The 22,711-nt window shown below is 42.6% G+C and carries 21 protein-coding genes; 15 read left to right on the top strand and 6 right to left on the bottom strand.

What is annotated here, in order from left to right:
* Nucleotides 1-390 precede the first annotated feature (390 nt).
* Nucleotides 391-1,806: an alanine/glycine:cation symporter family protein gene (locus ACZSMY_RS12445; RefSeq protein WP_193065491.1), complete on the bottom strand. Its 1,416-nt coding sequence runs from the start codon at nt 1,804-1,806 to the stop codon at nt 391-393.
* A gap of 385 nt (nt 1,807-2,191) precedes the next feature.
* The gene (pdxR, locus tag ACZSMY_RS12440) at nt 2,192-3,589 is read right to left on the bottom strand and encodes a MocR-like pyridoxine biosynthesis transcription factor PdxR (protein WP_465147829.1); all 1,398 of its coding nucleotides are present in this window, start codon (nt 3,587-3,589) and stop codon (nt 2,192-2,194) included.
* Nucleotides 3,590-3,705: 116 nt separating this feature from the next.
* Between pdxR and pdxS the strand changes: the two genes are divergently transcribed.
* Together pdxS and pdxT are read left to right on the top strand one after the other, a co-directional pair.
* On the top strand, nt 3,706-4,596 hold the full coding sequence (gene pdxS / locus ACZSMY_RS12435; protein WP_193065493.1) for a pyridoxal 5'-phosphate synthase lyase subunit PdxS: 891 nt from the start codon (nt 3,706-3,708) through the stop codon (nt 4,594-4,596).
* A gap of 22 nt (nt 4,597-4,618) precedes the next feature.
* A complete protein-coding gene (gene pdxT, locus ACZSMY_RS12430; RefSeq protein WP_042529944.1) occupies nt 4,619-5,221 on the top strand; it encodes a pyridoxal 5'-phosphate synthase glutaminase subunit PdxT in 603 nt (200 codons plus the stop codon).
* Nucleotides 5,222-5,429: 208 nt separating this feature from the next.
* On the opposite strand, the gene ACZSMY_RS12425 is transcribed toward pdxT, so the two are convergent.
* Genes ACZSMY_RS12425 through coaW form a run of 3 tightly spaced genes read right to left on the bottom strand, consistent with a single transcriptional unit; the run spans nt 5,430 to nt 7,672 of the window.
* On the bottom strand, nt 5,430-5,696 hold the full coding sequence (locus ACZSMY_RS12425) for a DUF3006 domain-containing protein (protein WP_042529946.1): 267 nt from the start codon (nt 5,694-5,696) through the stop codon (nt 5,430-5,432).
* A 14-nt stretch (nt 5,697-5,710) separates the two neighbouring features.
* Nucleotides 5,711-6,850, bottom strand: a complete 1,140-nt coding sequence (locus ACZSMY_RS12420; RefSeq protein ID WP_226895260.1) for an MBL fold metallo-hydrolase — start codon at nt 6,848-6,850, stop codon at nt 5,711-5,713.
* Nucleotides 6,851-6,880: 30 nt separating this feature from the next.
* Complete coding sequence (gene coaW, locus ACZSMY_RS12415; RefSeq protein ID WP_193065494.1) at nt 6,881-7,672, bottom strand: type II pantothenate kinase; 792 nt, start codon at nt 7,670-7,672, stop codon at nt 6,881-6,883.
* Between the two features lie 307 nt (nt 7,673-7,979).
* Between coaW and ACZSMY_RS12410 the strand changes: the two genes are divergently transcribed.
* From ACZSMY_RS12410 to ACZSMY_RS12400, 3 genes are all read left to right on the top strand, one after another.
* Nucleotides 7,980-8,603 carry a 5-bromo-4-chloroindolyl phosphate hydrolysis family protein gene (locus tag ACZSMY_RS12410; protein ID WP_193065495.1) on the top strand — a complete coding sequence of 208 codons (624 nt, stop codon included), beginning with the start codon at nt 7,980-7,982 and terminating at the stop codon, nt 8,601-8,603.
* A gap of 12 nt (nt 8,604-8,615) precedes the next feature.
* The gene (locus ACZSMY_RS12405; RefSeq protein ID WP_042529954.1) at nt 8,616-9,779 is read left to right on the top strand and encodes a toxic anion resistance protein; all 1,164 of its coding nucleotides are present in this window, start codon (nt 8,616-8,618) and stop codon (nt 9,777-9,779) included.
* Nucleotides 9,780-10,074: 295 nt separating this feature from the next.
* Entirely contained in the window at nt 10,075-10,893 is an 819-nt protein-coding gene (locus ACZSMY_RS12400; RefSeq protein WP_042529956.1) for a purine-nucleoside phosphorylase, read from the top strand.
* A gap of 30 nt (nt 10,894-10,923) precedes the next feature.
* Here ACZSMY_RS12400 and ACZSMY_RS12395 read toward each other — a convergent pair whose 3' ends face one another.
* A complete protein-coding gene (locus ACZSMY_RS12395) occupies nt 10,924-11,178 on the bottom strand; it encodes a hypothetical protein (RefSeq protein ID WP_139089013.1) in 255 nt (84 codons plus the stop codon).
* Between the two features lie 849 nt (nt 11,179-12,027).
* On the opposite strand from ACZSMY_RS12395, the gene ACZSMY_RS12390 reads away from it, so the two are divergent.
* The 10 genes from ACZSMY_RS12390 (at nt 12,028) to ACZSMY_RS12345 (ending at nt 22,708) form a co-directional block, all read left to right on the top strand.
* Entirely contained in the window at nt 12,028-12,867 is an 840-nt protein-coding gene (locus ACZSMY_RS12390) for a histidine phosphatase family protein (protein ID WP_193065289.1), read from the top strand.
* Nucleotides 12,868-12,903: 36 nt separating this feature from the next.
* Entirely contained in the window at nt 12,904-14,346 is a 1,443-nt protein-coding gene (locus ACZSMY_RS12385) for a glycoside hydrolase family 1 protein (RefSeq protein ID WP_465147828.1), read from the top strand.
* A gap of 166 nt (nt 14,347-14,512) precedes the next feature.
* Nucleotides 14,513-15,244 (top strand): 5-oxoprolinase subunit PxpB, encoded by a 732-nt coding sequence (gene pxpB, locus ACZSMY_RS12380; RefSeq protein ID WP_042529963.1) that lies wholly within the window; start codon nt 14,513-14,515, stop codon nt 15,242-15,244.
* Nucleotides 15,241-15,390 carry a hypothetical protein gene (locus ACZSMY_RS12375; protein WP_175297004.1) on the top strand — a complete coding sequence of 50 codons (150 nt, stop codon included), beginning with the start codon at nt 15,241-15,243 and terminating at the stop codon, nt 15,388-15,390. The genes pxpB and ACZSMY_RS12375 overlap by 4 nt, the downstream gene beginning before the upstream one ends.
* Nucleotides 15,387-16,346 (top strand): 5-oxoprolinase subunit C family protein, encoded by a 960-nt coding sequence (locus ACZSMY_RS12370; RefSeq protein ID WP_042529965.1) that lies wholly within the window; start codon nt 15,387-15,389, stop codon nt 16,344-16,346. Before ACZSMY_RS12375 ends, ACZSMY_RS12370 begins: the two co-directional genes overlap by 4 nt.
* Nucleotides 16,347-16,428: 82 nt before the next feature.
* Nucleotides 16,429-17,847: a hypothetical protein gene (locus ACZSMY_RS12365; RefSeq protein ID WP_193065287.1), complete on the top strand. Its 1,419-nt coding sequence runs from the start codon at nt 16,429-16,431 to the stop codon at nt 17,845-17,847.
* Between the two features lie 241 nt (nt 17,848-18,088).
* The gene (locus tag ACZSMY_RS12360; protein WP_341173237.1) at nt 18,089-19,246 is read left to right on the top strand and encodes a thiolase family protein; all 1,158 of its coding nucleotides are present in this window, start codon (nt 18,089-18,091) and stop codon (nt 19,244-19,246) included.
* A 14-nt stretch (nt 19,247-19,260) separates the two neighbouring features.
* Nucleotides 19,261-20,883, top strand: a complete 1,623-nt coding sequence (locus ACZSMY_RS12355) for a long-chain fatty acid--CoA ligase (RefSeq protein ID WP_341173236.1) — start codon at nt 19,261-19,263, stop codon at nt 20,881-20,883.
* Nucleotides 20,884-20,953: 70 nt separating this feature from the next.
* Entirely contained in the window at nt 20,954-21,910 is a 957-nt protein-coding gene (locus tag ACZSMY_RS12350; RefSeq protein WP_368900917.1) for an NAD(P)H-dependent flavin oxidoreductase, read from the top strand.
* Between the two features lie 21 nt (nt 21,911-21,931).
* Nucleotides 21,932-22,708 (top strand): enoyl-CoA hydratase/isomerase family protein, encoded by a 777-nt coding sequence (locus ACZSMY_RS12345; protein WP_042529975.1) that lies wholly within the window; start codon nt 21,932-21,934, stop codon nt 22,706-22,708.
* Nucleotides 22,709-22,711: the final 3 nt, after the last annotated feature.

The following is a 22,711-nucleotide window of genomic DNA, read 5'->3' as shown; positions in this document are numbered from 1 at the left end:
AAATAATAGCTATATAAATTGAAATTAATAGCTACCGCTACAGAAAAACACTACGTTTTCCGTGGGCTTGAGCTCAGCCTCCTCGAAAAAAAGAAGTTCGCTTTTTTTTCTGCGGGGTCTTCCCTCCGCGCTTTCCCACAGGAGCCTCCGTGTTTTTCTTCCGCTAGTTACTGTTTTCAATCATTATTTCGTCATTTTTATAAGAAAAATAAAGTGTAATTTCTTACTTCAATTTATATATTATCCATTTTCCCGGGAGACGAAAGCTATAAACACGAGGTAACTTTGCTTAAGCAAAATCGCTTCTGAAGTTATGTTGATTTCTGCTTATATCCATAGAAAAACCATAGCCGGCAAAAGCAGCTATGGTTTCTTTTTCTTTGGAAATGATTATTGTTTCTCGGTTTCCCGTTCCCAGCACTCGATGCCGGTCTGATCGTCCAGAGTATCTTTATAGAAGACAGGGTCTTTTCCTTCTTTCCGCTGCCTCATATAATCCTTTAATAAAATATTGGCTTTCTTAAATAAGACAGAAATAGCATAAAGGTTAATCAGTGCAAGCAAGGCCATGGTGACATCAGCTAAAGACCAGACTAAGCCGAAGGAAGCCAATGTACCGAATACAACCATTACAAGCGCTGCTATGCGATAAATAAACAGGATGGTCTTAGAGTCTTTAATATAAGCCAGGTTGTTCTCGCCATAATAATAATTTCCAAGAATCGAGCTGAAGGCAAATAGAAAAATAGCGATGGCGATAAACACGCCTGCCCAATCTCCCAGCATTTGGGTGAAGGCTGTCTGTGTCAGCGCAATCCCGTCTTCTTCACTGCCTGCAAAGCCGCCGGCGGATAAAATAATCAATCCGGTAGCCGAACAAACTAAGATGGTATCAAAGAAAACACCTAAGGCCTGAACGAGCCCCTGCTTGACCGGGTGGCTTACTTCTGCAGTTGCTGCTGCATTGGGGGCAGCACCCATTCCTGCTTCGTTAGAAAATAGTCCGCGTTTGATTCCCAGCATAATGGCTGCGCCAAAGCCGCCGCCAGCAACCTCGCGGATTCCAAATGCATTTTCAAAAATAAGTACAAACATATCTGGAATAACGGTAATATTCATAGCTAAGACAACAAGCGCTAAGCCGATATAAATAATTGCCATAAAAGGAACAATAATTTGAGAAACATTCGCAATACTTTTCAAACCGCCAAAGATAACGATGGCTACAAAAATAGTCAAAACAGCCGCAATCCAGACAGGGTTTATATCAAACTGTGAACTGAACGCAATGCTGATGGTATTGGATTGAACGGAGTTAAAGACCAATCCGTAAGTAAAAGTAATCATGATGGCAAATACAATACCAAGCCAGCGTTTTTTCATTCCCTTTTCAATATAATAAGCGGGACCGCCGCGATACTGATTGCTATCTTTCTCTTTATAGAGCTGTGCTAGAGTACTTTCAACAAATCCGGAGGCGGCGCCAAGTAGCGCAATCAGCCACATCCAGAATAATGCGCCCGGTCCGCCAAGCGCAACTGCTGATGCAACGCCGGCCATATTTCCTGTACCGACGCGGGAAGCGGCACTGATTGCAAATGCCTGGAAGGAGCTGGTCCCTTTCTTGCCAGATGCATCATAGGATTGTTTATCTGCTACAGCACGGAACATTTCCGGAAGCAGGCGAAACTGGACGAATCCGGTCCGAATTGTAAAATAAAGACCTAAACCTATTAAGACAATAATTAAAATATACGACCAAAGAAAATCATTGATATGGCCGATAATCGATTCCAAAATACCCATAAAAATCCTCCTTTTTATTAAAATAAATATATTCCTTTGCTGCTTTAAAATGCCAGTAAATCCAAGAAGCGATGAATAAAATAAAAACGAAGCTTAAACCAGACCTGATGAATAGCACTTGCTGTTAAAAGCAATCATTTACTGGATTACAGATGAAACGATACTCTGCTGATAAATTGGGTGTAATGATAAATACCCTGTGTCATTGCCGAGCAAACCAAATTAGCAGGCAGCATCCCATTACGGTCAGAAACCATAAAAATCCTTTATTGGAAGGCTGCGTCATTTTGCAGAGAATAATTTATTATAGCATAAAGTGCAACTTTATTCAGCGGGCGTTTTACAATCCCTATGCCATCCTGCAGCAAGTCAGCTTGAGATAAACTCACTTCTGACAAATATCGATAATCGATTGTACTGCTTTTTTGAGCTTTTCCTCTGCGATACCTGCGAAGCCGATCACAAATTGCGGATAAGGGAAAACGGCATTTTTTGAAGCGTAATAGGAAATCGGATAGATTTTGATACCTTTCTGCTCCGCTCTTCGAAGTATCTCTTCTTCTGTCAGACCATTTCGCACCTCACAGACGACATGGAGTCCTGATTGTTCTCCAAGAAGCTGTATAGATGGTTTATACGGTTCAAATAATTGATGGACCAGTTCAAATTTCTTTCTATATATTTTCCGCATTCGATTCAAATGCTTTTCAAAATAACCCTCCTGAATAAAATGCGCCAGCACATGCTGATCCATTCGCGAAACTGTAGAATGGTGAAAAGTAAGCCTGTTCCGATACTGCTCCAGTAATGCTTTGGGCAGGATCATATAGCTGATTCGCAGGGAAGGAATCAATGATTTGGAAAACGAACCAAGGTAGATAACCCGGTCATTGAAATCCATTTTTTTCATAGGAGGGATCGTTTTCCCTGTATAACGAAACTCACTGTCATAATCATCTTCTATAATATACCGGTCCGCTGTTTCATTTGCCCACTGTAACAGCTGATTGCGCCGGTTGATGGAGGTCACTGTTCCATATGGAAAATGGTTGGACGGAGTGACATAGATGTAATCAGGCTCTAAGAGGCGAACTGCTTCAATGGACACGCCTTCTTCGTTCATATCTAAGGCTCGTCCTAAAAAGCCAAAGTGTGTTATTAACTTTACCATTAACTGATAGCCGGGGTCTTCAATGCCGAATATGGTAGATCCGGGGAGCAGGGAAAGCAGCTGCTGCATTAAAACTTCAATTCCTGCTCCCACGACAATCATGTCCGGGTCACAGTCAATTCCCCGTGCGTGATAGACATAGTGGGCAATAGCTTCGCGCAGCTCTTTATCGCCTTGCCCATCGCCAAGCAGCAGTAAATCATGATGAGATTCATCAATCACTTGACGGTTTAATTTTCTCCATGCAGAAAAGGGAAATGCCTCCGTATCAATTTTATTGGGAGAAAAATCAAATAAAACGGATGGTTCTTTCCCCGCATCAGCAATCTCCTTTTTCCCCGAATGCTCTACAAATTCTAAATCGCCATGGGCCAGTACATAGAATCCTTTTCTGGGCTGTGATGCAATATAACCTTCTGCAACAAGCTGTTCAAAAGCAGTTTCCACTGTATTCTGACTTACTTCCAAATGATTGGCGAGCTTTCGTTTGGAAGGCAGTTTTTGGCCATAGGGAAGCCGCTCCTGTACAATTTCCTGTTTAATAAACTCATAAAGCTGTTCGTATAATGGGCTATTGTTTGTTTTTTCTAAATGAACAGATAATAAATCCATCTTCTCTCTCCTCTGGAAAACTGACCTCATTAAATGATGAAAAATTGGCACTTTCATTCATATCATATTATTTTTATAATAATAAAAAATCAATCAAAAATCTAGGAGGAAATAAAATGGCAGATCGAGTAACAGGTACAGAGCGTGTAAAAAGAGGAATGGCGCAAATGCAAAAAGGCGGCGTCATTATGGATGTTGTTAATAAAGAACAGGCAAAAATAGCAGAAGAAGCGGGCGCTGTTGCTGTCATGGCATTGGAGAAAGTCCCGTCTGATATTCGTGCTGCAGGCGGTGTAGCGAGAATGGCAGATGTCAGTATTGTAGAAGAAGTAATGGAAGCTGTATCCATTCCAGTAATGGCAAAGGTGCGTATCGGCCATATTGTCGAAGCACGTGTTTTAGAATCACTTGGGGTGGATTATATTGACGAAAGTGAAGTGCTGACGCCGGCGGATGATTTATTCCACTTAGATAAAAAGCCATTCACTGTTCCATTTGTATGCGGATGCCGTGATTTAGGAGAAGCAGCCCGCCGGATTGGAGAAGGCGCGTCGATGCTTCGGACAAAAGGAGAGCCTGGAACAGGAAATATCGTGGAAGCAGTACGCCATTTACGCGAAGTGCAATCACAGGTAAGAAGAATTGTACATATGAACGCGGATGAGCTGATGACAGAAGCTAAAAATCTTGGAGCACCATTTGAAGTGCTGCTGCAGGTGAAGGAAACAGGCAGGCTGCCAGTGGTGAACTTTGCTGCAGGCGGGGTGGCAACTCCGGCAGATGCTGCATTGATGATGGAGCTTGGAGCAGACGGGGTCTTTGTCGGATCTGGTATCTTTAAATCAAAAAATCCGGAAAAATTTGCACGTTCTATTGTTGAAGCAACAACGTATTATCAAGACTACCAAAAAATTGGCGAGCTTTCTAAAGACTTGGGAGAAGCAATGAAGGGTATCGATATGAAAACGTTAAGAGCAGAGGATAGAATGCAGGATCGGAGTTTCTAAGTCGCTGAAAGGAGCGGATACGATGAGTGAACAAAAATATCGAATCGGAATTCTTGGCATGCAGGGAGCGACAGAAGAGCATGCGAGTCATTTGCAACAAGCAGGACATGAGCCGATTCTGATTAAAAATAGGGAGCTGCTTGAAACGGTGGATGCTTTAATTATTCCGGGAGGGGAAAGCACAGCAATTTGGCGCTTGATGAAGAAAAATAATCTTGTGGATGCTGTAAAACAATTTGCCCAATCCAAGAAGCCGATTTTTGGAACCTGTGCCGGTCTCGTTTTGCTTGGCAAGGGTCAGGTGGATGCAGAGCAGAGTGTGCATTTAGGTCTGATGGATGTACAAGTTAAACGGAATGGTTTTGGAAGACAGCGGGACAGTTTTGAAGCAAATCTGGATGTGAACGGAATGAAGGAGCCGTATCCAGCCGTGTTTATACGTGCCCCATATATTGAATCGGCAGGAGAGCGTGTGGAAGTTTTAGCTGCCTATGATGATAAAATTGTGGCTGCAAAAGAAGAAAATTTAATTGTAGCGGCTTTTCATCCGGAGCTGACCGATGATAATCGCTTTCTGGAATTATTTCTTTCGCTGGTGGAGGAGAAGCCGGTATTAACGGTATAGCAAAAAGTTTTACAATAGAATAGCAGCAAGAAACTAGCATTGACTAATCAGGTAAGTGTATACGAGTTTTGCATGTTCTTATGGTGAAACATAGAAAAAGAGCTGATACGTGAACCAGCTCTTTTTCGCGTTTTAAAGGGAATGATGCAGCAAGTTTTTCTTATCCTTAATGAGGTTTCTCTTGGCTGGAAAGAAGAAAGGAGGTAAACTATTTCTTTTTTTTCAGTTTACTATTCTTTTTTCGATTTAATAGAGCTTCCCGCAGGTTACTGGACACTTGTTTTTTCTTCTGATCTGTTTCCGGATCAAGCTGAATTACTGGGTTTTGCTTTCCTGCGGATTCTTCTACAATTACCGCTGATTTCACTTTACAGTCACTCGGGAGCTCTTTCTTTGGAACAAGTAATTCCCGATTCTCCGCTTCCACTAAAATAACAGCCGATTCGCCTTCAAACCGGTCGATAATTCCTTTCATGCTATATCCCTCCTTTAAAAGTCACAAATTAGACCCTCGGCTTCCATATCTGCGATTCTGCTCGGACCGATTCCGTCAATTTCCTCCAGCTCCTCGAACGTATCGAACGGGCGTTTATTTATTATTTGATTGGCACGTTCGTCACCGATATGAATAATCCCGGTTAATTCCTCTTGGGATGCGTTATTGATATTAATACAGCTGCCATCCTCGTTTTCTTCATTTGAAGCAGAAGCGTCTTCGGAAGCATCCTGATTCTTCTCCTCGGCTGCATCTGGTTTGGAAACAGTAATATCCTCGCCCATCTCGGTTTCAATCGAATAGGATGATCCATCTGTCGTAACAACAATGTTTCCATCAACATCGGTTCCGTACCAGTCAATGTTTTCTTCATCTAATAAATCAATAACCTCTGTACTTGGATGCCCGTATGAATTATCTTCTCCAGCGCTATAAATGGCAGCTTGCGGATCGACAGCATCTAAAAAGGCGGGATCAGTGGATGTATTGGAGCCATGGTGCCCTAAATGTAAGAAGGTGCTGTTAAGCGAAGAAGCTTCTATCATTTCCTTTTCTTCCTTCACTCCGGCATCTCCAGTCAAAACAAAGGAAACCTGATCATAGGCTAAACGAATACTGACCGACTCTTCATTCGCTTTTCCGGAAATGTCCTCAGGGTACAGCACTTCCAAGTCAATCGGGCCAAGTTCATACTCCTCGCCGGTCCGCGGTTCATGATAATTGATATCCTGAGATAGGATTTTTTCCATCGCAGTTTGGTATGTATTGGAGGTGCTTTCATTTCCGGACATCCAAACTTCATCGACAGCAAAATGATCCAGGACTTTGGAAAGCTGACCGATATGATCTGCATCCGGATGGCTGATAATGACAAGATCAATTGCTGAGATTCCCTGTGCCTCTAAGTAAGGAACCACTTCATTACCCTGCCAGTCCCCCGTATCAAACAGGATTGCCGTTTCCTCCTCTCCGTCGTCGAAAGTGAATAAGGTGGAATCGCCTTGCCCGACATCGATAAAATGTGCTTGAAAATCTCCGTCCACGCTGTTTGATTGTGCAGCTGTATCTGTGTCTGCGTTACAGCCTGCCAATGCAAAGATAATTATAAAGCTGAAATAAATAATGTTTTTCAAAATGAATTCTCCTTGTTCCTGTCATTCTTTTTATTCATCGTAATATAATGCACCGACAGCACCGGCATGGCCTCCTTTTTCTAAAAAGGTTAAATTGTAATCAAACATACTTTCAAAAGAGCCTATCACTTGCTTTAAAAGCGGATTTCCGGTCAATGCACCGCCGATCATGACGATTTCTTTTGTAGCTAATGAGTTTGCCGTTAAGCTGGAAAGCAGTACAATCGTCTCGCCAATAAGCTGGGTTAATGCGGCCAGCTGGTCCTCAGCTGAAACGGATTGATCCAGCTGGTCTTTTCCAAAATTAGCAGCGGTCAAAGAAGCCTCGACAGGCGAATAGCTGGATTGATAAATATCTGAGACCATCAAATCACTGCAGGTCCTGTCTCCTTTAGAGGCCAGATCTACCAGTGAATGATAATCAGAAGTACCCGCAATAATTGCTCCGAGGCCTGTAAACAACCCGCCGCCGACTCCTGTTCCTGATAAGCGTTTCTGTTTGTGGAAAAAAGAAGTTCCTGTGCCGATATTCACTAAAAGATAATCCGTATCCGGAAGCTTTTTTTCTTCCGATAATAAGTACTTTGTTCCCTCTATTACACATGTGAATTCCTTAAAAATAGAAATAGATTGGTTGTCGGCTTTAATCTGTTCAGCTCTTCCGCCTGTCACCTGTAGCGCTGCTTCCGGTGCAGTCAACTTCAACCAGGAAATGACCTCATGGGTTTGCTTGGCAGGAAAAGTTTTTAATCGAAGCCTGCCTCTCTCTTCATAGGCAATTTTTATTAAAGATCCGCCTGCATCAATACCAATTCGTTTCATTAAAAATCCCTCCATGAATGTAAGTCTGCTAATTTCGGTGCGGCAAATATAAGAACATTTATTCTTATATTATCATATTTTTTAATATAAAGATAAATTAAACAGGGGTCTCTTTAAGAGGAAGAAGAGAAAGCTGCTGTTAAAGATTTCTTACTGCAGGTGAGATATGAGAAAATAATTTATGTAACGGGTTTTAAATAAAAAGAAATTGAAACTTTTAAAAGCCTCGTTCGTAATAGTATAATAAGAGTAAGAGTATAGACGATTATACTTAGGATAGAATGATTAATCACGTAGGAGTGAGCATATGCGAGCAATTATGCAATTTTTAATGCAGAGCTTTGTTGGTGCTGTCAGCCTGACAGCTATATGGCTTGTTAGCTTTTTTATATATGGACAGACTGTCCTGTTGACCAGTCTTTTTGCTGCAATTGGAGGCGTATTGACCTATGCAGCCACAAAACAGATTATGGATTATCGATTTGTTAAAAGTCAGGGATTGACTAAAAAAGAATATAAATTTATTGATGCCAATTTAAAAGAGGCAAGAGGAAAAATCACACGTATGCAGAAAGCTTTATTCAAAGTAAGGTCTTTCCAGCATGCGCGGGAGAATTTAACGATTGTAAGAACGGCTCAAAAAATATATAACAACGCAAGAAAAGAACCGGTACGATTTTACCAGGCAGAGCGTTTCTTCTATAATCATTTAGACTCGCTTGTCGAATTATCAGAGCGTTATGCGTATCTTTCCAGCCAGCCTTCTCCATCTATCGAGATGCAAAAATCATTAAAGGAAACCAGGCAGACGCTTACCGCCTTTAGCCCCACGATTAAAAAGGATCTGCAAGTGATGCTGAGGGATGATCTAGAAACATTGGATTTTGAGCTGGATGTAGCCAAAAAGACGCTGCGCCGATCTAAAAAATAAGGAGGATTCTACATGACTGCAAAAGACCAAACTAATGATTCGATAAATGATTTATTAAATGATCCGTTTGGAGAACGAACAGAGGTTTCAACGGATATTTCCGAACAAAATATGGAAAGCTCGGAGGCGCCAAGACTGGTTGACAGACTTCCCGGCGAGCATCGTAAAAAAGCAGAGCAGTTAAAGCAGCAAATCGATACAACCAACCAACAGTCTTTAGTGAAATATGGTGTAGAGGCACAAGCAAAATTACATCAATTTTCACATGAGATGCTGGAGCATGTTCAAAAGCAGGATGTCAGCCAAATTGGTTCGATTCTAAATGAGCTGATGAAAAAGCTGGAGGATATTGACCCTTCTGAACTGCAGGAGGAGAAAACAGGCTTCTTATCACGTTTGTTTGGAAAACTGTCGAAATCTGTGAATGAGGTATTATCCCGTTATCAAAAGACAAGCTCCCAGATTGATCGTATCAGTGTGCGTCTGGACCGAAATAAAGATTTACTCTTGTCGGACAATGAAATGCTTGATAAATTATTTTCTACCAACCGGGATTATTACGATGCTTTAAATATTTATATTGCTGCCGGCGAATTAAAGGTGGAGGAAATCAATAATGAGATTATCCCGCAGCTTCGCCAAAAAGCAGAAACAAGCGGAAGTCAGATGGATGTTCAGGAAGTAAATGATATGCTTCAATTTGTGGACCGGCTGGAAAAACGGACGCATGATCTCCGGTTAAGCCGTCAAATTACAATGCAAAGTGCTCCGCAGATCCGTCTTATCCAAAATACGAATCAGGCACTTGTCGAAAAAATACAATCCTCTGTTTTAACTGCGATTCCACTATGGAAAAATCAGGTGGCCATTGCCTTGACCCTATTAAGACAGCGTCATGCGATGGAAGCACAGAAACAGGTATCGCAAACAACAAACGATTTATTATTAAAAAATGCGGATATGCTGAAAGAGAATACGGTGGAGACAGCCAAGGAAAATGAACGAGGCCTTGTCGATATTGATACATTGAAGCAGACGCAGGAAAAATTAATGTCTACCATTGAAGAAACACTGCAAATTCAATCAGATGGACGTAAAAAGCGTAATGAGGCAGAAAAAGAATTAATCGGCATGGAAGAGGAATTAAAAAATAAAATGCTGGAATTTAAAGAATAAAGACAGAAAACCAGGTGAAGCGCCTGGTTTTTTTATTTGGATGGCAGAAAAGGATGATGTATGATGGCGGTATTTGTGATAAGTTGACGCAGTCCACGTCTTATACCAAGCGCTTTTGGTTCCTAATTGACACCTTATTTTTAATCGCTTAACATAGATTACTGCACTGACAAATTGATTTTATATCGAACTGTAAGATAAGATAGAAGTGTACACCGTTTAAAGACGCTGGCGTTTTTAACAGACTGTCATCGGGAAGCTAAAAAATAAAGCTACTTTAAGGAGGAAATCATAAATGCATCAGACACAGCAAATAAAAGAAGCAAGAGAGTTTATTCAAAGTAAAACAGATATGACCCCAGAAATCGGTATTATTCTTGGTTCCGGATTAGGCGGCTTGGCAGATGAATTAGAAGACGCAGTTGTCGTTCCGTATGAAGAAATCCCGCATTTCACTAAATCCGCAGCTGTTGGACATGCCAATCAGCTTGTTATCGGTACATTGCATGGCAAGCGTATCGTAGCGATGAAAGGGCGTTACCATTATTATGAAGGCTATTCCTTGGATGAAGTGACTTTTCCAGTACGTGTTATACAGGCGCTTGGTGCGGATAAACTGATTGTTACCAACGCAAGCGGAGCAGTAAATAAAGATTTTAACCCTGGTGATTTAATGCTGATTACAGATCATATTAACTTAGTTGGAACGAACCCATTAATTGGCCCAAATAATGATGACCTGGGAACTCGTTTTCCGGATTCTTCCCAAATATATAACCGTGAACTTCGCGATTTGGCTAAAAATATTGCCAAAGAAAATCAGATTAATTTGCAGGAGGGTGTATATACCTGGTGGAGCGGACCAGCTTATGAAACACCGGCAGAAATTCGCATGATTCGCGTGCTTGGAGGAGATGCAGCCGGCATGTCCACCGTTCCTGAAGCGCTTGTTGCCGTCCATGGCGGAATGAAGGTATTAGGTATTTCCTGCTTAACCAATATGGCAAGCGGTATATTAGATCAGCCGCTGAGTCATGATGAAGTGATTGAGGTTGCTGCACAATCGCGCAGTAAATTTGTGAAACTCGTTAAAGAAGTCATTCATCAGATGTAAGCACAGCAGTTATATGGCATAACGGAGACTTCATTCAGCACCAAGATGCAGGATGAAGTTTCTTTTTAAAGAATAAGAAAGTATATAAAAAATGTTGAATATAGCCGCTACAATGAGTTTCATTAAGGGAGTAATCTTCAATGTTGTCAGGTTAATGCGACCGCTGCGGAAAAACACTACGCTTTCCATGGGCTTGCGCTCAGCCTCCTCGAAAAAAAGAAGTTCGCTTTTTTTCTGCGGGGTCTTCACCCTGGGCCTGCGATTACTCGCCCCACCGAAGACCATTGCGCTTTCCCATAGGAGTCTCCGTGTTTTTCCTCCGCTAGATAGGTTTTATTACTATCTGTATAATATTTAAGAAAATTCATTAACCTGACAACATTGCTTGTCCTATCCAAAAGCGTCGCTAGAATTTGTGTTATTTCTTTGTAAAAAAGTAAATAAAACATAATTCTTCTTAGATGGGAGCGGAGGGAAGTCGACTCCTGCGGGAAAAGCAACAGGTGAAGACCCCGCAGGAAGCGGTTTTCTTCCGAGGAGACTGAAGCGTTGCCCGCGGAAAGCGACTTCCCGCAGCGGACATCTCTTCGGCGAGAACACTGATGTTTTAAAGACCAAGCGGTATTCTTGATTTTTCTTAGCTATTGATTTTGAAAGCGTTCTTATATATAATGAAGGTGATAAAGGATTGTTACTGTGAGGCAGGCAAAACCTGAATGAGTTAAACGGCATAGAGTGCGCTCTATCTGTTTAATTTGTTCAGGTTTTCTTTTTTGAAAGAAGAATAAGCATAGCTGGCGTTTGAAAAAAACCGGCCTCATGACATTTCTTTAGGTATAGAGGGTCCTCATAATTAGGGAAATGGAACCGTTGACATAATTTATTTTTTATTCTAACCTAAATATAGATTGAATATTGGCAAAATGGAATGTTACCTTATTGGGCATAACCTGGATTGTTTTGAATGCACGTGAAGTGTGATCAAAATAATTCAGGTTTTTTATTTCTAAAAAAGCTGAAAGGAGGTGGAAGGAAAATGTAGCAGGAGCATGGCATATAACAGTATCAATATTACAGTTGGGCAAAAAGTGACTTATAAAATAAAGAATAAATCTATTTTGGAGGAGAAAAGATATGAAAAAGATATGGGGAGTCATGGCAGCACTATGTTTTGTATTCGTACTGGCAGCTTGCAGCAGTTCTGAAGCAGAGGAAAATAATGACGGAGATACAGAGGGGAGTGAAAAGGAAGTCGTAGAAGCAGAATCAAATGATGAATTAACTATCTACATTGTCCGTCACGGGAAAACAATGTTAAATACAACCGATCGTGTGCAGGGCTGGTCTGATGCTGTATTGACTCCGGCAGGTGAAGAGGTCGTCACACAAGCAGGAATCGGTTTAAAAGATATTGATTTCCAAAATGCCTACAGCAGTGACAGCGGAAGGGCTATTCAAACAGCAGAAATCATTATGGAAGAAAACGAAACATCTTCGGAACTTGATTTAAATACAGATGAACGTTTTCGTGAATTTAACTTCGGAACATATGAAGGAGATCTAAACGAGACAATGTGGCAGGATATTGCAGATTTGCAAGGAATTACACTGGAGGAATTTTTAGAAAATCTCGAACCAGAAACGTTTTCAAACAGTGTAGCAGAGCTTGACGAAGGAAGAGATGAAGAGGGACTTAATTGGCCTGCAGAGGATTATGATACCATTACAGCACGGCTGACAGAGGGCCTGGATGAGTTAGTAGAAGCAGAACAAGGGCAAGAGGGGTCAGGAAATGTTTTACTTGTCTCTCACGGGTTAAGTATATCTGCTTTGCTGGATACGTATTTTGATGATTATGAGGTGCCAGAAGGCGGTCTTGATAATGCAAGTGTATCCGTTATAACGTATCAGAACGGAGAGTTTCAGCTAGATTCTGTCAATGATATGAGTTATGTTGAAGAAGGAAAGAAGTAAGAGGAAGAATAATAATGACTCAAGGAGGAGAGTAACATGGCAAAAGCTTTTCCAGAAGGATTTTTATGGGGCGGCGCAACAGCAGCCAACCAATTAGAAGGCGGATTTCACGAAGGAAATAAAGGATTAAATATAGCCGATGTGCTGCCTGGCGGAAAAGAAAGATTACAGGTGCTGCGTAATCCGGGATTTCAGTTTGAAATAGAAGAAGGAAAAAGCTATCCGAATCATGAAGCAATCGATTTCTATCATCGTTACAAAGAAGATATTGCATTATTTGCAGAGATGGGCTTTAAAGCATTCCGCTTATCTATTGCCTGGTCACGGATTTTCCCGAATGGCGATGAATTGGAGCCAAATGAGGAAGGACTGGCTTTCTACGATAAGGTCATTGATGAGCTGTTAAAATATGATATCGAGCCGGTCGTCACCATTTCCCATTATGAAATGCCTCTGCACTTAGTGAAGGAGTACGGCGGCTGGAGAAATCGGGAAGCTATTACTTTCTTTGAAAGATATACGGAAGCTATTTTTACCCGTTATCAGGGGAAAGTGAAATACTGGATGACCTTTAATGAAATCAACAGCGGATTAATGATGCCAATCATGGGATTAGGGTTTGCGATTAAAAAAGAGGAAGATCGTTATCAACCGACATTCCAGGCATTCCATCATCAATTTGTTGCGAGCGCGAAAGCAGTGAAACGATGCCATGAAATCATGCCGAAAGCCCAGATTGGATGTATGATTATTTACGCTCCATTCTATGTCTATGACAGCAACCCGGAAAATGTCATGGATGCATTGGAGAAGGATGAACGCTTTAATTATTTTTGTACAGATGTACAAGTAAGAGGAGAATATCCAGCTTATATCCAGCGGTATTTCCGGGAGCATAACATTGAATTGGAGATAGAGGATGGCGACTTGGATATTATCAAGGAAGGAACAGTGGATTACATCAGCTTCAGTTATTACATGTCCAAGACAGAAAAGAAAGTGGATGTGAATGGCGGGCAGGCAGATGGAAATATTCTGCTTGGCGGCGTTAAAAATCCATTTTTGAAAGCTAGTGATTGGGGCTGGGAAATTGACCCGGTTGGTTTACGCATTTCCCTCAACCGGCTATACAGCAGGTATCAGATGCCATTATTTATTGTAGAAAATGGTTTAGGTGCCTATGACAAAGTGGAAGAGGACGGTTCGATTCAAGATGATTATCGTATCGACTACCTGCGGGAGCATATGAAACAAATGCTTGAAGCTGTAGAAGATGGTGTGGATTTAATGGGATATACGAGCTGGGGATGCATTGATCTAGTAAGTGCCTCCACCGGGGAGATGTCGAAACGCTATGGTTTTATCTATGTGGACAAGCATGATGACGGCAGCGGCACACTGGAACGAAAACGCAAAAAATCATTTTACTGGTATAAAGATACCATCGCTGCTAATGGTGCAAACTTAGCAAACCAGTAAAAAGAAATAATTTAAAACTAACATAGGAAAAGCGGCTTTACTTTCATTGTTTGAATGTAGAGCCGCTTTTTTGGATTTTGCGTGTTCAAATCATTCGTTTCTGCTAAAAAATAGGTGTACAATATGAATACAGAAAGTTCAGAACAAAAAAGGCAGGTGATAAATCATGTATCCTATTCAACTATACGGAGACCGCGGTGTACGAATTCCCTTTGGCAATGCCATTGACAGACAAGTAAATAACGCAGTGCATCGCTTTGGCGCTCTCTTAGAAAAATATCCAATACAGGGAGTATCGGAATGGATTCCTGCATATACTGCCATCACGATTTATTATAATCCGAGTGAAATCACTTATAGAGAGCTTGAAAAAAAGCTTATCCATTTACAAAAAATAATGGAGGAAACAGCTCCTCCTGCAGCCAGAAAGATTACGATTCCAGTATGCTATGACAAGGAGGTTGCCTTAGATATGGAAGATGTTGCTGCCCGCTCTAAACTTTCCATTCAAGAAGTGATTCGTCTGCATACGGAGCCGCTTTATTATGTGTATATGATGGGCTTTATGCCTGGCTTTCCTTATTTAGGCGGTTTATCTGAAAAGCTTGCCGTACCAAGGCTGGATAATCCAAGAAAAATGGTGGAGCAGGGGGCAGTAGGTATTGCGGATAAACAGACAGGGATTTACCCGCTGGAATCCCCTGGAGGCTGGAGAATTATCGGCAAAACTCCTGTACATCTTTATGATGCGAAGGGGGAGAAAAAAATCCTTATCCAATCCGGAGATCTGCTCCAGTTTGAAGCAATTGATCTGCAAACCTATTATAAAATAGAAGAAGCAGTAGAAAACGGAAGCTACCAGCCTCAGATAAACCAAGAAAAGGAGGAGCAATCATGAATTTGCATATCGTTTTGAATGGGAATCCAAAAAAGAGCTTTGGCGCAATGAATGAATTTGCGGCACGCTGCAGGAGTCAGTGCAGACATGTGAAATCGCATGGTGCTCTGTATTCGAAGGTAGTTACGGCAGGTGATTCACGTTGAAAGAAATCTTGGAAGTCATGAAACCTGGATTATCGACCAGTATCCAAGACACTGGAAGGATTGGCTATCAAAAATACGGTATTCCGACGGCAGGAGCAATGGACACCTTTGCCCATCGCATTGCAAATCTGCTCGTCGGCAATCCGGAGGAAGCAGCAACGTTGGAAATCATGTTGATGGGCCCCCGATTGAAGTTTTTACAGGATGCGGTCATTGCTGTCGGCGGCGCAGATTTGTCAGCAGCTGTTGACGGAGAGCCTGTCTGTCCATGGAAATCCTTCCGCGTTTATACAGGGCAGATTCTGTCATTTGGCAAGCCGGTTCATGGAACCTATGCTTATCTGGCAGTAAGCGGCGGATTTTATGCCGAAACAGTAATGGGGAGCAAGTCTACCTATGCGCAAGCCAATCTTGGCGGGATAGAGGGAAGAATCTTGCAAAAAGGAGACCGCCTATCTGCAGAGGATAAAAATCTGAAATCCATCCGGGCAGGCAGGTATTTAAAAAAGACAGATATACCAAATTATGAACAGCACCGTCCAATCAGAGTCATTACCGGGCCGGATATATCTGCTTTTTCAGACACAATCTATCAGCAATTTCTTCAGGAAAGCTATCGTATTACTGAACAGTCCAATCGCATGGGTTATCGTTTAGAAGGGAAGGCTTTGTCTCATGTGGATAAAGCGGACATTATTTCGGATGCTGTGCTTCCCGGTACCATTCAGGTGCCGGCAAATGGTCAGCCGATCGTGCTTTTAGCGGACCGGCAGACAACAGGAGGATACGCACGTATTGCTACGGTCATCGCCGCAGATATTCCTCAGCTGGTGCAAAAGAAGATTGGGGCAGAGGTGCGGTTTTTATCGGTTCCTTTAGAAAGAGCCCACGCAGATTATCTGGCGCAGCAGCGTTATTTTAAAATACTCCGGACAGCTGTCCGGTCAGAGGAGTGATTGCTGATTTGAAGGGAGCTTTAACACAAGGTGATTCCATGGTAAAGTAAAGAGAACACGAACGTATAGGAGCTAGTCAATAATGAGTAAACAATTCGTCAGTCCGGCGTTAGTCATTTGTATCATTGGTTTTACGATGATCCATTTTGTCACGTATTTTTTGCAGGTTCATCTGCTGTTAACACTGTTAGTATGGTTTGGGTTTGGAATTATTTTCTTTGGAACATTATTTTACGGGCCGCTGCATTTGAAAATGCCATTAGGCTTGTTTTTAACTGGAGTAATCATCTTTCTATCTGTAGACACCTCTTTTCTTTCGGGAATGCGGGAAGGGCTTTTGCAGATGCGGAATATGGTCGGATTATTAGTTATCATCCCTATGGTCAGCTGGGTATTGCGGGAAGAAGCATTTTTAGAATCTGCCATCAGCTATGCGCATGATTTTGTGGATACGAGTAAGAAATTTTATTTTGGAATGGTTTCCTTTACACAAGTAATCGCATATTTTCTCTTATTTGGCGCGATTCCTATGCTGTATCAATTTGTATCGATGATCTTAAAGGACGAAAAGGGTGAGGCGTGGGAGAGATATAAAGGAACAGCGATACTGCGCGGGTTTGCGTTATCGGTTCTGTGGGTAGTCAGTATTCCGAGCTTTGCCTATGTGGTGGAAGCAATGGAGGCTTCCTTATGGAAATCAATTCTGCAAGGGCTGGGGGTAGCTGCATTAGGAACCATCGTTGCGATTTTGTTCTTCCCGCTGGAGAATAAAAAGTATCATGTTAACTTTACAAGAGGCCTCCAGCATGAAATTGATGAGATTATGCAGCATACGAGAAATAAACGGGAGACAAAGCGGATCGTCCGTGAATTTATGATTCTCTTTCTCTCTCTTTTCGGTTCCATCTTTATCCTGAGCGCTTGGGTGAACATGGAATTGCTTGTCCTGATCCCTTTAACCATCCTCGTATGGATACTTAGCTATTATCTAGTGAAGAAGCGTTTATATAAATTAACATATATTGCAGCACTTTATGTAAAAGAAGAGATGGCGGGCAAGTCGTATCAGCTATGCGTGATGGTTGGGGCAGGAATGCTGATTGCAGGATTGACTAAAACAGGCTTTGCCGGCTGGGTTGTCGACAGTCTCTATGCCTTAGAAGCAGTCGCTCCATTTATCAATCTATTATACCTGCTGCCGTTTATGGTAATTATCTTAGGCTTTGCCGGTCTCGGTCCGTTGACAGTAATGGTATTGGTAGCTGGTATTTTGCAGACTATCCACCTGCCGTATCCTCCAGAGCTGATTGTGCTTTCAGTGACGCTGGGAAGCTCAATATCAATTTTATTATCACCGGTGATTATGCCAATCATTGTCTTAAGCGGCTCCAATGGTTTGAGCGGCTTTAAAAATGGTTTTCAGTTTAACGGTGTGTTTGCTGTGGTGCTATATGCTTTGGTGATGACATATATTCAACTAATGGCATATATGGCCGGATAATGTTTATAGAGCAGGGAATGATTGGGGGAAATGGGCTTAGGAGGCCATACCCTGCTTGTTTCCCTCTTGACATTCATTTTTGAACAACATAAAATGAATGTTGAAAGCGTTTACTTTATTTGGTTGTTTTACATTTTTATTTAATAACTGATAAGGGATATTGATAGGGTTCACCGGAAATCGATTTGCTGTAAATGATAATAGATTCATATCCTTTCCAAATGAAAAAGGAGGAGTATCGATGCGGGATGCGGTGATTGTAGAGGCAGTACGTACACCTATTGGTAAACGAAATGGTTTTTTGAGTGAGATAAGGGCAGAAGAATTAGCTGCAGCGCCTTTAAAGGAATTAGTTAGACGAACCAATCTGGATGCAGCAGCCATTGACGATGTTATTATGGGATGCGTCACGCAGACAGGAGAACAGGCAGTGGATGTGGCCAGGCAGGCAGCGCTTATTGCCGGCTATCCGGTCAGTGTTCCTGGAACAACGATTGACCGTCAATGCGGATCGGGTCAGCAGGCCATACATTTTGCTGCACAGGCCATCTTGAGCGGGGATATGGATATTGTGGTAGCAGCCGGGGTGGAAAGTATGTCACGTGTGCCAATGGGAAACAACCAGCAGGGTGTAAAGTGGAATCGTGCTTTACTAGATAACTATGATATGGTGCATCAAGGAGTCGCAGCCGCTCATATTGCTGAAAAATGGGGGATTTCTCGCCAAAAAATGAATGATTATTCATTCAAGAGTCATCAGCGTGCGATACAAGCGCAGGGAAAAGGCTTTTTTCGACAACAAATGATGCCTATTTCCGTCAAGCGCGCGGATGGAACCACTGCTCAATTTTGTCAAGATGAAGGGCCGAGAAGAGATACCTCGATGGAGAAACTGAATGCATTGCCTGATTTATTTACAGAGGAGAGCGGAATCACAGCGGGAAATGCCAGTCAGATGAGTGACGGTGCAGCAGCACTTTTAATCATGTCTGCTGATAAAGCCAAAGAGCTTGGCTTTACTCCGCGTTTTCGTATTCTTACCCGCAGTGTGATTGGTTCTGATCCGACAGAGATGTTGACAGGTCCAATCGAAGCTACTAAAAAGGTTCTTAAAAAAGCTGGTTTATCGATGGAAGATATCGATGTTTTTGAAGTGAATGAAGCCTTTGCATCCATTCCTTTAATGTGGATGAAGGAATTAGGGGCAGATGAAGAAAAAGTCAATATTGACGGGGGAGCTATTGCCTTAGGGCATCCTTTAGGCGCAAGCGGAGCCAGATTGATGGTAACGATGATGCATACCATGGAGCGGCTCGAAGCGCGTTTTGGTCTGCAGACGATGTGTGAAGGGCTGGGAATGGCTAATGCGACAATTTTGGAACGATGGACAGGGGAATAGGGAGGAATTTTAAAATGATGCAAACCCAATTAAATTTAACGACTATGGTGAAGCATGCGGAGAAATACTTTGCTGATAAAACAGTTATTTCGCGTACGCTGAGCGGAGTTCATACCATTCCGTACAGTAAAATAACCGAACGGATTCACCGGCTGGCAGGTGCTTTAAAAAGCTTAGGCGTGGGAAAAGGGGACAGAGTCGGCACAATAGCCTGGAACCATCACCGTCATCTGGAGGCTTACTTTGCGATTCCGACGATGGGAGCCGTACTGCATACAATCAATATCCGTGTTTCACCAGACGATTTAGCCTATATTATCAATCATGCAGAGGATAAAGTCTTATTGGTGGATGAGGATTTATTTCCATTGATCGAGCGCGTGAAAGACCAAATTACGGATATAGAAAAAATTATTGTGATGACGGATAAGGAGGAGCTGCCTGAAACAAGCCTAACAAATATGGCATCCTATGAATCATTGCTTGAAGAAGCAGACCCGGACACAGAGCTTGATGATGCTATTGATGAAAATACAATTGCCGGTTTATGTTATACCTCTGGAACAACGGGCAGGCCAAAGGGTGTTGCTTATTCTCACCGCGGGATTTATTTACATAGCCTGGCTCTGGGATTAAAGGACACCGTAGGCTTATCAGAGGAAGATATTGCGATGCCTATTGTTCCAATGTTTCATGTAAATGCGTGGGGGATGCCATTTGCTGCATTATGGTTTGGAACAACCCAGGTGCTGCCGGGACCGATGCCGACACCGCAGATTTTAGCAGAACTGGTTGAGGATTATAAAGTGACGATGGCAGCCGGTGTACCGACGATTTGGATGGGCTTTCTGCAGGCACTGGAGCAGGGAGATTACGATACAAGCAGTCTGCGCTGTATTCTTTGCGGCGGCTCAGCTGCTCCAAAAGGGATGATCCGCACATTTGAATCAACCTATCATATTCCTTTTGTTCATGCATATGGAATGACAGAAACCTCTCCGATTGTGACACTGGCCCGTTTAAAAAGCTATCAGCAGGAGCTGGATGAAGAGGAGCGTCTGGAATTACGCTCCCGTCAAGGCATGGTCGTGCCGGGAATTGAAATTAGAGGAATCAATGAACATGGCGATATCCCGCATGATGGAAACACAATAGGCGAATTGCTTGTCAGAGGGCCGTGGATTGCCGATGCATATTATAAAAATGACCGCAGTGAGGAATCCTTCCGGGACGGCTGGCTTCACACAGGCGATGTGGTCAATATCGATGAAGAGGGCTCCGTGAAAATCGTGGACCGTACCAAGGATATGATCAAAAGCGGCGGGGAGTGGATTTCCTCGGTCGATATCGAAAATGCATTAATGGCGCATGAAGCGGTATTTGAAGCCTCGGTGATTGCTGTTCCGGATCCAAAGTGGCAGGAGCGTCCGGTAGCATGCGTGGTATTAAAAGAGAAGAAAACATTAACGGAAGAAGAAGTGAAAGAATTTTTAACACCACAATTTGCAAAGTACTGGATTCCTGACCGCGTTCTATTTATGGAAGAAATCCCAAAAACATCGGTAGGGAAATTCTTGAAACGGGCATTGCGGGATCAAGTGGAAGAAATGCTTTCCTTATCTGATTCATCTTCATAATATCAAATTTTTTCAACAGGAAGCGCGGAGCGGCGCTTCCGTGTTTTCTAATGGAAAAGGAGCTGGTTAAATGCAATTGACTGATATAAAGAAAAAAATGGAGCTGCCGGTTATCATGGCTCCGATGTTTTTAATTTCTAACCCAAACATGGTTGTCGGGGCATGTGAAGCAGGAATCATTGGAACATTTCCGGCTCTGAATGCCCGCACGAAGGATGTTTTAGACAGCTGGATGGCTGAAATCAATGAGAGATTACAGGAAAAAGAAGCAGCAAATCCAGAGGCAGCGATGGCACCCTGGGGCGTCAACTTCATCAGTCACTCCTCCAACAAACGATTTTACGAGGATTTGGAGCTGATCGAGAAGCATCAGCCGCCAATCGTTATTACATCGTTAGGAGATCCATCTCCGGTTGTAAAGATTGTTCATAGCTATGGAGGTCTTGTTTTATCCGATGTGGTGGATGTGAAATTTGCTGAAAAGGCATTGGAAAAGGGCAGTGACGGGCTGATCTTAGTAGCAAGCGGGGCTGGCGGGCATGCTGGAACGCTAAATCCTTTTGCATTTATCGAGGAAGTACGCAGCTTTTTTAATGGCCCCGTTGCTTTAGCGGGCACCATTACAAAAGGAGAGCAAATATTGGCCGCAGAGCTTCTAGGAGCTGATTTTGCCTATATTGGCACCCATTTTATTGCGACAGCGGAAAGCGGAGCAAGTGCGGATTACCAGGAATCGATTATTCAATCTGCGGCTGCGGATATTATCTATACGCCTGCGTTTAGCGGGATACCTGCTAATTACTTGATCCCCAGTATTGTCAAAGCTGGATTGGATCCAAAGAATTTACCGGAAAAGGCCGGGCTTGATTTTAAAAAGCTGTCGGACTCCTCAGCTAAAGCGTGGAAGGATATTTGGGGCGCTGGCCAGGGAGTTGGCGGAACAACGAAAATACAGACGCTGCAGGGAGCTGTAGATGAATTAAAAACAGCATATACACAAGCAAAAAAACAACACCAGCTGACTTGATTTAAAAAGGGAGAGAAGGCAATGACAGATGCAGTGAAATACGAAAAGAAAGATGCGATTGCTTTGATAAAGATGAACCGGCCGGAGAAACGCAATGCCCTGTCGATTGTAATGGCGAGAGGCTTGGTGGAAGCGCTGACGGACGCAGAAAAAGATTCGGATATCAAAGCTGTCATCATCAGCGGAGAGGGAAAAATATTTTCAGCCGGCGGCGATTTGGAAGTGCTTCATACATTGGATAACAGCGCGAAAATAATGGAATATATGAAGCAGGCATTAGAGATTATTCAGACGATACGGGATCTTGATAAATATGTTATCAGCGCAGTCCATGGCTTTGCCGCAGGAGCAGGCTTCAGTATTGCCGTTGCAGCAGATTTTGTCGTAGCTAAAAAGGATGCAGCCTTTCTATGCAGTTTTACCGATGTAGGCATTATACCGGATTTAGGCTTAGTAAAAAAACTGACAGATAACCTGCCAAGTGCCGTAGCGAAGGAATGGATTTCTTCAGGAAGACCTGTTTCAGCAGAAGAAGCATATCGGCGCGGCATTGTTAATCGCGTAACAGAGGACGAGGTTGTAGAAGCAGCCATTGATTATGCCGGCTTTATTGTTAACGGGCCGCCGCTTGCTAATAAATTTGTAAAGCATATGGTCAACTATGCAGATGAATGGAGCAGCGGTACAAATGATCTGCAGGAAACGGCTATCCAGACCTTATTGCTGCAGACAGAGGATAATAAAGAAGGGATTCAATCATTTTTTGACAAAAGAAAACCGAGTTTTAAAGGAAAATAAAAG

Source organism: Oceanobacillus sp. B139/18 (assembly GCF_055524595.1).
Note: the sequence above shows the minus strand (reverse complement) of the source record. Positions and strands in the feature narration are given on the sequence as shown.